This window comes from Nocardia harenae NBRC 108248 (genome assembly GCF_001612885.1).
GTDB classification, from domain to species: Bacteria; Actinomycetota; Actinomycetes; order Mycobacteriales; family Mycobacteriaceae; genus Nocardia; species Nocardia harenae.
This window is the reverse complement of record NZ_BDBH01000002.1, coordinates 559,440-571,571: the sequence shown is the minus strand read 5'-3', so window position 1 is coordinate 571,571 and position 12,132 is coordinate 559,440. Positions and strand designations below refer to the sequence as shown.

Annotated in this window: 11 protein-coding genes; 8 read left to right on the top strand and 3 right to left on the bottom strand. The window is 69.6% G+C overall.

What is annotated here, in order from left to right:
• Nucleotides 1-4 precede the first annotated feature (4 nt).
• Complete coding sequence (locus NH2_RS05465) at nt 5-1,219, bottom strand: hypothetical protein (RefSeq protein ID WP_245650432.1); 1,215 nt, start codon at nt 1,217-1,219, stop codon at nt 5-7.
• 131 nt (nt 1,220-1,350) lie between these two features.
• Between NH2_RS05465 and NH2_RS05460 the strand changes: the two genes are divergently transcribed.
• The 3 genes from NH2_RS05460 (at nt 1,351) to NH2_RS05450 (ending at nt 3,950) form a co-directional block, all read left to right on the top strand.
• Complete coding sequence (locus NH2_RS05460) at nt 1,351-1,926, top strand: TerD family protein (RefSeq protein ID WP_067649004.1); 576 nt, start codon at nt 1,351-1,353, stop codon at nt 1,924-1,926.
• 134 nt (nt 1,927-2,060) lie between these two features.
• Nucleotides 2,061-3,197 (top strand): DUF475 domain-containing protein, encoded by a 1,137-nt coding sequence (locus NH2_RS05455; RefSeq protein WP_067649001.1) that lies wholly within the window; start codon nt 2,061-2,063, stop codon nt 3,195-3,197.
• Nucleotides 3,198-3,320: 123 nt separating this feature from the next.
• Nucleotides 3,321-3,950, top strand: a complete 630-nt coding sequence (locus NH2_RS05450; protein WP_084505255.1) for a TerD family protein — start codon at nt 3,321-3,323, stop codon at nt 3,948-3,950.
• On the opposite strand, the gene NH2_RS05445 is transcribed toward NH2_RS05450, so the two are convergent.
• Complete coding sequence (locus NH2_RS05445) at nt 3,880-5,244, bottom strand: glycosyltransferase family protein (RefSeq protein ID WP_067648994.1); 1,365 nt, start codon at nt 5,242-5,244, stop codon at nt 3,880-3,882. The two genes, NH2_RS05450 and NH2_RS05445, sit on opposite strands and share 71 nt — an antisense overlap.
• 268 nt (nt 5,245-5,512) lie before the next feature.
• Here NH2_RS05445 and rpsF point away from each other — a divergent pair, with 268 nt between their 5' ends.
• The 5 genes from rpsF to NH2_RS05420 all read left to right on the top strand — a co-directional run bounded on the left by rpsF (nt 5,513) and on the right by NH2_RS05420 (nt 11,677).
• Entirely contained in the window at nt 5,513-5,803 is a 291-nt protein-coding gene (rpsF, locus tag NH2_RS05440; protein ID WP_067648991.1) for a 30S ribosomal protein S6, read from the top strand.
• Between the two features lie 99 nt (nt 5,804-5,902).
• The gene (locus NH2_RS05435; RefSeq protein ID WP_067648988.1) at nt 5,903-6,466 is read left to right on the top strand and encodes a single-stranded DNA-binding protein; all 564 of its coding nucleotides are present in this window, start codon (nt 5,903-5,905) and stop codon (nt 6,464-6,466) included.
• A 55-nt stretch (nt 6,467-6,521) separates the two neighbouring features.
• Complete coding sequence (rpsR, locus tag NH2_RS05430) at nt 6,522-6,773, top strand: 30S ribosomal protein S18 (protein WP_067648985.1); 252 nt, start codon at nt 6,522-6,524, stop codon at nt 6,771-6,773.
• Nucleotides 6,774-6,788: 15 nt separating this feature from the next.
• Nucleotides 6,789-7,244 (top strand): 50S ribosomal protein L9, encoded by a 456-nt coding sequence (gene rplI / locus NH2_RS05425; RefSeq protein WP_067648982.1) that lies wholly within the window; start codon nt 6,789-6,791, stop codon nt 7,242-7,244.
• A 695-nt stretch (nt 7,245-7,939) separates the two neighbouring features.
• Nucleotides 7,940-11,677 carry a replicative DNA helicase gene (locus tag NH2_RS05420; protein ID WP_067648979.1) on the top strand — a complete coding sequence of 1,246 codons (3,738 nt, stop codon included), beginning with the start codon at nt 7,940-7,942 and terminating at the stop codon, nt 11,675-11,677.
• On the opposite strand, the gene NH2_RS05415 is transcribed toward NH2_RS05420, so the two are convergent.
• Nucleotides 11,674-12,111 (bottom strand): VOC family protein, encoded by a 438-nt coding sequence (locus tag NH2_RS05415; protein WP_067648976.1) that lies wholly within the window; start codon nt 12,109-12,111, stop codon nt 11,674-11,676. The genes NH2_RS05420 and NH2_RS05415 overlap by 4 nt on opposite strands.
• Nucleotides 12,112-12,132: the final 21 nt, after the last annotated feature.

The window sequence follows — 12,132 nt, the reverse complement described above, 5'->3', positions numbered from 1 at the left end:
GTCCTCATCCTCGTCGTTGTCCTGGTTCTTTCCGCATTCGATCCACCACGCCCGCGATGAAGTCGGCGATGGTGTCGAGCTCTGTGACGTATGCCCAATAGTTCGGGTGCCTACCGGTCAGGGCGGCGACGGCGCGGTCGATTCGGTCGATCTGGGCATCGAGTACCGAACCCCATTCGGCGACGAGCCCCCGGCTCACCGCGAGCATCTGCGCGTCCCGCAGCCGGAATCGTACGGCCTCGGCCTTCATATTCGGGTGCGCGGCGACCTCGCGCAGCAGGGTGAGTCGCCGGGTGACGGCATCGACCTGCTGCTCGGCCGCCGCGAGGCTGGCGCGCGCGGAAGTGGTCAGTTCAAGCGCGGTCTCCGGATCGTGCTCGGCCGCCGCGGCCCGCGCTCCCGCTAGTGCGGAATCGGCGGCGGCGACGGCCTGCTGGCTCTCCCGCTCATTGTTGGTCAGATCGGCCGAACTCGCAGCGTTGAACTCGCGCAGCAGCGCCGAGTAGGCCGCGCCGAGCCCCTCAGCCCTGGTCCGCACCGCGGCGATGCGGGTGGTCACCGAGGCGATCGCATTGGCCGCGGCGCCGCGCCGAGAAGGGGCCTGCGCCAATGCTTCCGACAGCAGCGCGGTCACCTCGCGCAGCGCGGTGGCGGCGGCGCGCACCCGGCCAGGCCCCTCGGCGGTGGCCGCGGCCAGTGTGAGCAGCGCCTCATCGACGGCGGCGACCCCGGAGCGAATCGAGCGGTACCCGGTGTACTCCGAACTCGCGGCGGCGGTGAGCACCCGCTCCGCCTCGGCCCGCACCTCCTCGGCGAACCGGGGCACCGCGCCGAGCACCGCGACCGCGTCCTCCAGCCGCGCCCGGTGCGCGTTCCAGAACTCGTCCACCGCGCGCCCGGCCTCTGCGAGCTGCCTGGTGACCTGCTCGGCGCGGAGCGGGCCGCCCGGCACCGGGGTGCCGTCGCGCTCCGCCGCCTCCAGATCGTCGTTCAGGGCCAGATACACCCCGGCCGCCGCGTAGCAGCGGTTGCGGACCGGTTCCCAGGCCCGGGCGAGCGCCGCGTCCGGCCGGACCTCCGCGGCCGCGAGCACCGCCGAATCGGCCGCGCTCTGCCGTCGGTCCATGTCGAGGAAGGCCGCGACCACACCGGCCCGAGCCTGCTCGATCCACTCGTCGCGCCCCGACGATCGGAACCATCCACGCCTGCGCCCTGCCACGCCCCGATCGTAGGAGATCCCCTGAGCGCCGGTTCCTACGCAAGTTCGCCGAAACCTACTAGTGTCGTATGGCGTACCCGGCGATTCGGACATGTCGGGACCACACACCGACCATCGAAAGGGATTCCCGCATGGGTGTCAGTTTGTCCAAGGGCGGCAACGTTTCGCTGAGCAAGGCAGCCCCCAACCTGACGGCCGTCGCGGTCGGCCTCGGCTGGGACGTTCGGACCACCACGGGCACCGACTTCGACCTGGATGCCAGCGCGATCGCCACCGGCGCGGACAAGAAGGTCGTGTCCGACCAGCACTTCGTGTTCTTCAACAACCTGAAGTCCCCGGAGGGCGCGATCGAGCACGCCGGCGACAACCGCACCGGCGAGGGCGAGGGCGACGACGAGGTCATCAACGTCGACCTGGCCAACACCCCGGCGACCATCGAGAGCATCGTCTTCCCGGTCTCGATCTACGACGCGGAGACCCGCCAGCAGTCCTTCGGCCAGGTGCGCAACGCCTACATCCGGGTCTCGGATCGCAGCAACGGCGAGGAGCTCGCCCGCTACGACCTCACCGAAGACGCCTCCACCGAGACCGCCATGGTCTTCGGCGAGCTGTACCGCAACGGCGCCGAGTGGAAGTTCCGCGCCATCGGCCAGGGCTACGCCTCCGGCCTGTCCGGCATCGCGCGCGACTACGGCGTGAACGTCTGACGCACGACCGCGTGTGAGGGGGCCCGGGGACGGGCCCCCTTCTCGTGCCCGGCCGCCTCCGGTGGACAACGCGCGCCCGCGCATCCAGGCTGGACGGCGGCTACGTCCGGCCCCGACAACGAAAGGTCCCTCCGGTGGTCCTGCGCATATTCGGCCTCTCCGGCCTCGTCACAGTGCTTTCACTGGTCGTGGCCTTCCTCTACGGAGGCCCGACCGCACTCTTCCTCTGCGCCATCCTCGGCATTCTCGAGGTGTCGCTCTCGTTCGACAACGCCGTCATCAACGCCACGGTGCTGCGGCGGATGAGTGAATTCTGGCAGCGGATCTTCCTCACCGTCGGCATCCTCATCGCCGTCTTCGGCATGCGGCTGCTCTTCCCGCTGGCGATCATCTGGGTCACCGCCGGGCTGAATCCGGTGCAGGCATTCGACCTCGCGCTGAACCCGCCGGAGGGCGACGCCGCCTACTTCCCGGACGGCAGCCCGAGCTACGAAACCCTGATCACCGACGCGCACCCGCAGATCGCGGCCTTCGGCGGCATGTTCCTCGCGCTGCTCTTCCTGAACTTCATCTTCGCCGAGCGCGAGATCACCTGGCTGAGCTGGCTGGAGAAGCCGCTGGCCAAGGCGGGCAGGCTGGACATGCTCTCGGTCGTGGTCGCCGGTATCGCGCTGGTGCTCGCCGCCGAGTTCCTCGCCGACGACGACAACCGCGCCACCGTGCTGCTGGCCGGGCTGCTCGGCATGATCACCTACATCGCCGTCGACGGCCTCGGCTCCATGTTCCACACCGAGGAATTCGAAGAGAACCTCGACGAGGCGGGCAAGGAGCTGGAGGGCAAGCGCACCGGCCCATCCGACCTGGCCAAGGCCACCGGCAAGGCCGGCTTCTTCCTCTTCCTCTACCTGGAGGTGCTGGACGCCTCGTTCTCCTTCGACGGCGTGATCGGCGCCTTCGCCATCACCGCCGACCCGATCATCATCGCGCTCGGCCTCGGCCTGATCGGCGCCATGTTCGTCCGGTCGATCACCGTCTACCTGGTGCGGCAGGGCACGCTCTCGGAGTACGTGTACCTGGAGCACGGCGCGCACTGGGCGATCGGCGCGCTCGCCACCATCCTGCTGGTCTCGATCGGCGTGCACATCAACGAGATCATCACCGGCCTGGTCGGCGTCGCCTTCATCGGCGCGGCGCTCTGGTCCAGCATCCGGCGCAACCGCAAGGCCGCCGCGGAGACCCCGGACGAGCGGGAGGCCAGCCCGGTCGGCTGAGCACCGCGCGGTACCCGCTCCGGAGCGGCAGCGAATTTTCGCTGCCGCTCCGGGCATTTCCGGGGTCGCGCGCGTTAGGCTCGGTGCCACCTGACCACCGTGTCGAGTTGGAGGGGGATGGCGATGGCGGCCGACAACCGGGCCGGAGCCGGCGGCGTCGACCTGAACAAGGTGACACTCTCGAAGGCGGCGCCGAGCGTCGACCTCGCCAAACCGGGGGAAGCGCAGGGCGTTCTGCGCGTCAACCTGCGCTGGACCAGCGGCAAGCCCCGGCTCTTCCGGCGCGGCGGCTCGATCGACCTCGACCTCGGCTGCCTCTACGAGCTCGCCGACGGCAGCAAGGGCGTGGTGCAGGCGCTCGGCAACAACTACGGCTCGCTCGGCTCCCCGCCCTTCATCGAGCTGGACGGCGACGACCGCAGCGGCGGCTCGGTCGGCGGCGAGACCATGCGCATCGATCTCGGCCGCCCCGAACAGTTCCGCCGGGTGCTGATCTTCGCCCTCATCTACGAGGGCGTGCCGAACTGGGCCGCCGCCGACGGCGTGGTCACGCTCGTCCCCACCAGCGGCCCGCAGATCGAGGTGCTGCTCGACTCCCCGGTGAACGGCGCCCGCTCCTGCGCCATCGCGCTGATCGGCAATACCGGCGGCCGGATCTCGGTGCGCCGCGAGGTGAACTACATCAGCGGGGCCCAGCAGGCGCTGGACGAGGCGTACGGCTGGGGGATGCAGTGGCGCGAGGCGCGGAAGTAACCCGGTCGTCGCGCTGCGCCGCCCGCACGAACAGCACGAAGAACACCGCGAGCAGCACCGCCCGCCCCCAGACCCCGAACTGCACCACGTTCTCCAGCGGCTCGACCCCCTCGCCGGTGCCGAGCGCGTAGAAGTAGCGGAAGACGCCGACCCCGATCGCCACATCCGCCACCAGGTACGCGCCGACCAGCCACCACGGCACCACCAGCAGCACCAGGAAGGGGATGAGCCAGAGCGTGTACTGCGGGCTGTGCACCTTGTGGAAGAGCAGGAAACCGCAGAGCATGGCGCCGCTCACGCCGATCCACGGGTACACCCCGGTACTCCGCCCGCGCCGCCACCCCAGCCACAGCGCCAGCGCGAACGACACCAGGATCAGCAGCGGCGAGGCGATCGAGACGGTGTGCTGGAAGTTCTCCTCGCCCGCTTCGCTCGCCGGATAGAGCGGGCGCAGCCCCCAGTACCAGAGCGAGTTCGTGGTGATGTCGGCGCGGCGCAGCTGCTGGAAGGCGAAGGACGCCCGCCAGCCCTCGAACCCGGCCAGTGCGAACGGCAGGTTCACCAGGATTACCGTGCCCGCCGCGGCGGCGCCGGTGAGCAGCGCGCCGCGCACATCGCGTTTCCCGTCCGGCTCGGCGCCGCCGGTGAGCACGTACGCCATGAGCGGGAGCACGAAGATCCCCGGATAGAGCTTGAGACAGAAGCCGAGCCCGAGCAGCACCGCCGCCGCCACCCCGCGGGTACGCAGCGACCAGCGCGGCACCGCCACCACGTACACCGCCGCCACCGCGGCGCAGACCACCGGCAGCTCCCAGTTGTGGAATGCGTAGAGCACCAGCGGAGTGCCGATCGCCCACAGCAGCGCGGCGCCGCCGGCGAGCCGGGCCAGCATCCACGCCGTGAGCAGCGCGAACGGCGCGAGCAGCAGCGCCGACCAGCGCAGGAATTCGGCATCGCTGTGCGCCGGGAGCGCGCCCAGCCACATGAGCACCCCGCTCAGCACCGGGTACTCGACGACGCCGCCGATCAGCGCGCCGTCCGGGGTGATCGTTCCGTCGATGTACGGGAAGACGTGGTTGTCGATATCCCGGCCGAGCCAGAGGAACTGGATGTCGGAATAGCAGACGTCGGCGTCCTTGGCCATGTCGAAGACCGCGCTGCGGCCGTCCGGGTGGAACGGGGCGCCCGCGCACCTGGCCTTGTTCAGGTAGCCGAGTATCAGGGTGAGGGCGCAGAGGAGCAGCACCGCCGTCGCGAGCGCCGCACGGCGGGTGACCCGGCGCTCGTTCGGCATGGGGCCCACCCTAGAGGAGGGGGTCCGTGGGGACGGGGTCGTCCCCACGGACCCCCATCGCGCCGCGACCGGGGCTCACCGGCTCCGAGTTCGCCTTCGCCAAGGCGTTAAGCGCGCGTACGGCACTGCGCCGGGGCGCTACCGCAGGCGGGGCATCGATTTCGCCGGTCAGGGGCCGGTCGGGTAGCCTTGCCGGGTTGCTGACGCAACGACCCTCCTGCCACGGAACGTCCGTGGCCGATTCGAGTCCACAGGAGGTGAATGGTCCGTGCGTCAATATGAAGTGATGGTCATCCTCGATCCGAGCCTGGATGAGCGCACCGTCGGTCCGTCGCTGGAAAATCTGCTCAGCGTCGTCCGCACCGATGGCGGCAAGATCGACAAGGTCGATATCTGGGGCCGCCGCCGGCTCGCCTACGAGATCAGCAAGCAGGCCGAGGGCATCTACGCCATCGTCGACCTCACCGCCGAACCGGCGACCGTGAGCGAGCTCGACCGCCAGCTCGGCCTGAACGAGACGGTGCTGCGCACCAAGGTGCTGCGCCACGGCAAGAAGTAATCGCGCCGCTGCCCCTTCGGAATGCGTCGGTGCCTGTCTCTAGGCTCTAGCGCAACCGAGCGAGCAATCGCTGATCCCCCCTCTCCAGGAGGAACCACAATGGCAGGCGACACGGTCATCACCGTCATCGGAAACCTGACGGCCGACCCCGAACTCCGATTCACACCCGCGGGCCAGGCGGTGGCGAACTTCACCGTGGCCTCCACCCCCCGCGTGTTCGACCGCAATTCGAACGAGTGGAAGGACGGCGAGGCCCTCTTCCTGCGCTGCAATATCTGGCGGGAGGCCGCGGAAAACGTCGCCGAGAGCCTCACCAGGGGCGCGCGGGTGATCGTCAGCGGCCGGCTCAAGCAGCGCTCCTACGAAACCCGCGAGGGTGAGAAGCGCACCGTGGTCGAGCTGGAGGTCGACGAGGTCGGCCCGTCGCTGCGGTATGCCACGGCCAAGGTCAACAAGACCAGCCGCGGCGGTGGCGGGGGCGGCGGTTTCGGCGGTGGCTCCGGCGGGGGCGGCGGATACAACGCGAACAGCGGGGGCGGCGGCAACCGGGGTGGCGGCGGCGGTGGCACCAACAGCGCCGACGACGATCCCTGGGGCAGCGCGCCCGCGGCAGGCTCCTCCTTCGGGGGCGGCGGCCGCAATGACGACGAACCGCCGTTCTGACGAACGGCTTCCCGGCCCTGGCGATCAGGGCCACATGAAAACGGAGTAGAAGACCATGCCGAAAGCGCCCGCGCGCGAAAAGGTGCTGAAGAAGAAAGCGTGCCAGTTCTGCAAGGAGAGCAAGACCGGCACCGTGCACATCGACTACAAGGACACGACGCTGCTGCGCAAGTACGTCAGTGATCGCGGCAAGATCCGCGCGCGCCGGGTGACCGGCAACTGCGTCCAGCACCAGCGCGATGTCGCGGTCGCCGTCAAGAACTCGCGTGAGGTGGCGCTGCTTCCTTACGTGTCCACCGCTCGCTGAGAAGGAGGCACGCAGATGAAGTTGATTCTTACCGCTGACGTGGACAACCTCGGTGCCCCCGGCGACACCGTGGAGGTCAAGGACGGATACGGCCGCAACTACCTGCTGCCCCGCGGCCTGGCGATCGTTGCCAGCCGCGGCGCGCAGAAGCAGGTCGAGGGCATCCGCCGGGCGCAGGATGCCCGCCGGGTGCGCGACCTCGGCCACGCCAACGAGCTGAAGCAGGCCCTTGAGGGGCTGACCGGGGTCTCCCTGTCGGTCAAGACCGCGGGCTCCGGCAAGCTCTTCGGCTCGGTCACCCAGTCCGACGTGGCCTCGGCCATCAAGACCGCCGGTGGCCCGGTGATCGACAAGCGCAGCATCGAGCTGCCGAAGTCGCACATCAAGAGCACCGGCAAGCACGACATCGTGGTGCACCTGCACCCCGACGTGGCGGCCAAGCTCGGCGTCGAGGTCGTCGCCGCGAGCTGATTCGCACTCTCGGACAGGCCGTTCCCGGAGCATCTCCGGGAACGGCCTCTCCGTGCGCGCGCCCGGTCATGCATGCGGGGGCGCCGGCGCGAATCCCGCCACACTTCCCGGTTGCGGCCGATTAGCCTCACCCCCGGTGCTACCGCGCGGAACCTTCCCGGTGCCGTCACCTGCACACACTCCCCACTGTGGGACAGCCCTGTGGATTACCGGAAAAACCGACCGGCACTGCTGTGATTCAGGTCATGTTTCTTCCATGTCCCGTTCACTCAACACGCCCGGCTGTTCATCTCCCCCGACACGCCGCAGTAAATTTGATCCACACCTGTGAGACCTCGTAAATAGCCGTTCATCTGGGCATTTTCGCGCTGTGACCTGCGTTTTCCCCAAGTTATCCCCAGGGGCTGCACATCGATTGGTTAACAGTCCCCACGTTATCCACAGGTACATCCCCAAGTCGGTTTGGCAGGGGTCCGCGGGCTCCCCTAGGTTCATCGCCGCGGCCGTTTCCGGCGGCGGCGTCCGGGTGGCGGCACGGCGGTAACTGACGTTCCGGTTCCGGCGGCGGCGTTCCGGATCCGCCCCGGCGCGCCGAGCCACGACCTGTCGTACCCACGCGGTAGAACCGAGGCAGTCGCGGACCAGCAGGTGGTTTCACGGGCCGCGCTCGTGCGGAGAGAGGACGGTCGAGTCAGGTGGCAGTCGTCGACGACCGCGGGCACGCCGAGTACCCGCCGGATGCCCCCGGCGAGGATTTCGGCAGGCAGCCGCCGCACGACATGGCGGCCGAGCAGTCGGTGCTCGGCGGCATGCTGCTGAGTAAGGACGCCATCGCCGACGTGGTCGAGGTGATCCGCCCCGGCGATTTCTACCGCCCCGCGCACCAGGCCATCTACGACGCCGTGCTCGACCTCTACGGCCGCGGCGAGCCCGCCGATCCGGTCACCGTCTCCGCCGCCCTCGACCGCCGCGGCGAGCTCAAGCGCATCGGCGGCCCGCCCTACCTGGTCACCCTCACCCAGACCGTACCCACCGCCGCCAACGCCGGCTACTACGCCGAGATCGTCGCCGAGAAGGCCGTGCTGCGCCGCCTCGTCGAGGCGGGCACCAGGATCGTCCAGTACGGCTACGCCGGCGCCGACGGCCAGGACGTCGCCGAGGTCGTCGACCGGGCCCAGGCCGAGGTCTACGAGGTCACCGAGCGGCGCACCACCGAGGACTTCCTGCCGCTGGAGGAGCTGCTCCAGCCCACCATGGACGAGATCGACTCCATCGCCAGCCGCGGTGGCATCTCGCTCGGCGTGCCCACCGGGTTCTCCGAGCTCGACGAGGTGACCAATGGGCTGCACCCGGGGCAGATGATCATCGTCGCGGCCCGTCCGGGCGTCGGCAAGGCGCTTGCCCTCGACACCCCCCTGCCGACACCGACCGGCTGGACCACCATGGGCGAGGTGCGCGCGGGCGACCTGCTGCTGGACGCCGACGGGAGGCCGACCAGGGTGGTCGCCGCGACCGAGGTGCTGCACGGCAGGCCCTGCTACGAGGTCGAGTTCTCCGACGGCACCGTGCTGGTCGCCGACGAACAGCACCAGTGGCTCACCGACACCCGTGCCTCGCGCCGCTCCCGCCGCACCCCGGCCGCGGTGCGCACCACCGCCCAGATCGCCGCCACCCTCCGCTGCGAGACCGCCGACCGCCGGATCAACCACTCCATCCGCACCACCCGCCCCCTCGACCTCCCCGCCGCCGACCTCCCCGTGCCCCCGTACACCCTCGGGGCCTGGCTCGGCGACGGCTCGCCCGACAGCGCCACTCGCACCAGCGCCGACCCGGAGATCGCGGTGCGGATCGAGGGTGAGGGGTTGGTGCGCACCTGCGGCGGCCGGGCCCGCTTCGTCTCGGCGCCGGTCGCGGCTCCGGCCTGCCCGCAGCGCGGTGGCCCGTCCATCGGCCTCCGGCTGTGCCAGGGCTGCCGCCGGGCGGTCGGCTCGGTCCAGGCTCGGCTGCGGACTCTCGGTGTGCTGAACGCCAAGCACATTCCCGGCCCGTACCTGCGCGGGTCCGAGGCGCAGCGGCGGGCGCTGCTGGCCGGCCTGCTCGATACCAACGGCACGGTGACATCCGGCGGTTCGGTGCAGTTCAGCGCGGTCGACGAGCGGCTCGCCGCCGATGTGCGAGAGCTCGTGGTGAGCCTCGGCTACCGGGTGCGGCTGAGCACCGGAAGGGCCGACGGCCGCACCGAGCAGAGCAGCACCGCCTCCATCCTCACCTTCGCCACCGACGACGAGGTGTTCGGCCTGCACCGGAAGGCGCTGCTGCACAAGCAGCGCCGGGCCGTGGCGAGCAGCACGCGCTCCGAGTGCCGCTACATCGTGGACGTCCGCCCGATCCCGAGCGTCCCCGTGCGCTGCGTCGAGGTCGACAACACCGAGCACCTGTACCTGGCAGGCCGCGCCATGGTGCCGACGCACAACTCCACCCTCGGCATGGATTTCATGCGCAGCTGCTCGATCAAGAACGGGCTGGCCAGCGTGATCTTCTCGCTGGAGATGAGCCGCACCGAGATCGTCATGCGGCTGCTCTCCGCCGAGGCGAAGATCAAGCTGGGCGATATGCGCTCCGGGCGGATGAGCGACGACGACTGGACCAAGCTGGCCAGGCGGATGAGCGAGATCAGCGAGGCGCCGCTCTTCGTGGACGACTCGCCGAACCTCACCATGATGGAGATCAGGGCCAAGGCGCGGCGGCTCAAGCAGCGGCACGATCTCAAGCTCGTGGTCGTCGACTACCTGCAGCTGATGACCTCGGGCAAGAAGGTGGAGTCCAGGCAGCAGGAGGTCTCCGACTTCTCCCGGAATCTCAAGCTCCTCGCCAAGGAGCTGGAGGTGCCGGTGGTGGCGATCAGCCAGCTGAACCGTGGTCCGGAGCAGCGCACCGACAAGCGCCCCATGGTGTCTGACCTGCGCGAATCGGGGTGCCTGCCAGCCTCGGCCCGGGTGTTGCGCGCGGATACCGGTGCGGAAAGCACGCTGGGTGAGCTGCTCGAGTCCGGAGAGCAGCCTTTGGTCTGGTCGCTGGACGAGCGGATGCGCATGGTGGCGCGGCCCATGGTGAAGGTGTTCCCCAGCGGGCGCAAGGAGGTGTTCCGGCTGCGTCTCGCGTCGGGACGCGAGGTCGAGGCCACCGGCAACCACCCTTTCCTCACCGTGGACGGATGGATCCCGCTGGACCGGCTCGGGGTGGGCGATCGGCTGGCCACGCCACGCCTGGTGCCGGAGCCGGTACACACCGAGCGCATGCCCGACGCCGAGGTGGTCCTGCTCGCGCACATGATCGGCGACGGTTCGTGCGTGCGCAGGCAGCCGGTGCGGTACGCCAGCATCGATGAAGAGAACCTCGCCGCGGTCAGCACGGCGGCCGAGCACTTCGGTGTCGCCGCGGTGCGCGACGACTACCCCGCCGCCCGGGTCACCACGCTTCGATTGCGTGCCCCGTATCGGCTCACCCGCGGGAAGCGGAACCCGATCGCGGAATGGCTCGACGGCCTCGGGCTATTCGGGTTGCGCAGCTATGAGAAGTTCGTACCCGCGCGGATCTTCGCGCTGCCGACCGAGCAAGTCGCGCTCTTCCTGCGGCATCTGTGGGCCACCGACGGCTCTGTACGTTGGGACGAGAAGGGCAACCAGGCCCGCGTCTACTACGCCTCGACCAGCAGGCGGCTCGTCGACGACGTTGCGCAGCTGCTGCTGCGGGTCGGTGTGCACGGCCGCATCAAGCAGGTACGCAAGCCGGACTATCGGCCGTGCTGGCATCTCACCGTCGATGGTTCGGAGAACCAGACGATCTTCCTCCGCGATGTCGGCGTCCACGGTGCCCGCGGCGTTGCTGCGGAGCGCACGCTCGAGCAGCTGGCGCCGCTGGCCCGCAACACCAACGTCGACACGGTGCCGAAGGAGATCTGGTCGCAGGTAAAGACGCTGCTCGCTACGAAGGAGATGACCCACCGCGAGTTCGCCTCCGCGATGAACTCGCGGTTCTGCGGCTCCACCATGTGGAAGCGCTCGCCCAGCCGCTCCCGGCTCGCCCGGGTCGCGAACGTGCTGCAGGACGCCGACATCGAGATGTTCGCGACCAACGACGTGTTCTGGGATCGCGTCGTCGACATCACCAGCCTCGGCGAGCAGGACGTCTTCGACGGCACGGTGCCCGGCACACACAACTTCGTGGCGAACGGCGTCGCGCTGCACAACTCGCTGGAGCAGGACGCCGACATGGTGATCCTGCTGCACCGCCCCGACGCCTTCGAGCGCGACGACCCGCGCGGCGGCGAGGCGGACCTGATCCTCGGCAAGCACCGCAACGGCCCGACCGCGACCATCACGGTGGCGCACCAGCTGCACCTGAGCCGGTTCGTGGATATGGCCAGGGGCTAGAGCTCCTCCGCCAGCCCGACCACGATCCCCTCCGGCCCGCGCAGGTAGCAGAGGCGGAAGAGCTGCTCATAGCGCTCGATGGTGCCGACGAGTTCGGCGCCGCGGGCGCTGAGCCGGGCGACGGTGTCGTCGATGTCGTCGACGGCGAACATGATGCGGCGGAGGCCGAGCGTGTTGGTCGGCGCGTCGACGGGGGTGCTGCGCCGGGCGGCCGGGGCGTGGAACTGCGCGAGTTCGACCTTGCCGTGCCCGTCGGGGGTGCGCAGCGTGGCGACCTCCTGCCGGACGTCGTCGAGCCCGATGATCCGCTCCACCCAGCGCCCCTCGGCGGGGCCGCGGTTCGCCAGCTCCATCCCCAGTTCGACGAAGAAGCCGATGACGGCGTCGAGATCTTCGACCACGATGAGCACGTTGTCCATGCGTTGGATCGCCATCCGGAGAAAATATCGCCCGGC

What these genes read in the sequence shown, in the direction of transcription:
- NH2_RS05415 (WP_067648976.1), bottom strand. Translation starts at nt 12,111, where the DNA reads ATGGCGATCCAACGCATGGACAACGTGCTCATCGTGGTCGAAGATCTC.
- rpsR (WP_067648985.1), top strand. Translation starts at nt 6,522, where the DNA reads ATGCCGAAAGCGCCCGCGCGCGAAAAGGTGCTGAAGAAGAAAGCGTGC.
- NH2_RS05460 (WP_067649004.1), top strand. Translation starts at nt 1,351, where the DNA reads ATGGGTGTCAGTTTGTCCAAGGGCGGCAACGTTTCGCTGAGCAAGGCA.
- NH2_RS05435 (WP_067648988.1), top strand. Translation starts at nt 5,903, where the DNA reads ATGGCAGGCGACACGGTCATCACCGTCATCGGAAACCTGACGGCCGAC.
- NH2_RS05450 (WP_084505255.1), top strand. Translation starts at nt 3,321, where the DNA reads ATGGCGGCCGACAACCGGGCCGGAGCCGGCGGCGTCGACCTGAACAAG.
- rplI (WP_067648982.1), top strand. Translation starts at nt 6,789, where the DNA reads ATGAAGTTGATTCTTACCGCTGACGTGGACAACCTCGGTGCCCCCGGC.
- NH2_RS05445 (WP_067648994.1), bottom strand. Translation starts at nt 5,244, where the DNA reads ATGCCGAACGAGCGCCGGGTCACCCGCCGTGCGGCGCTCGCGACGGCG.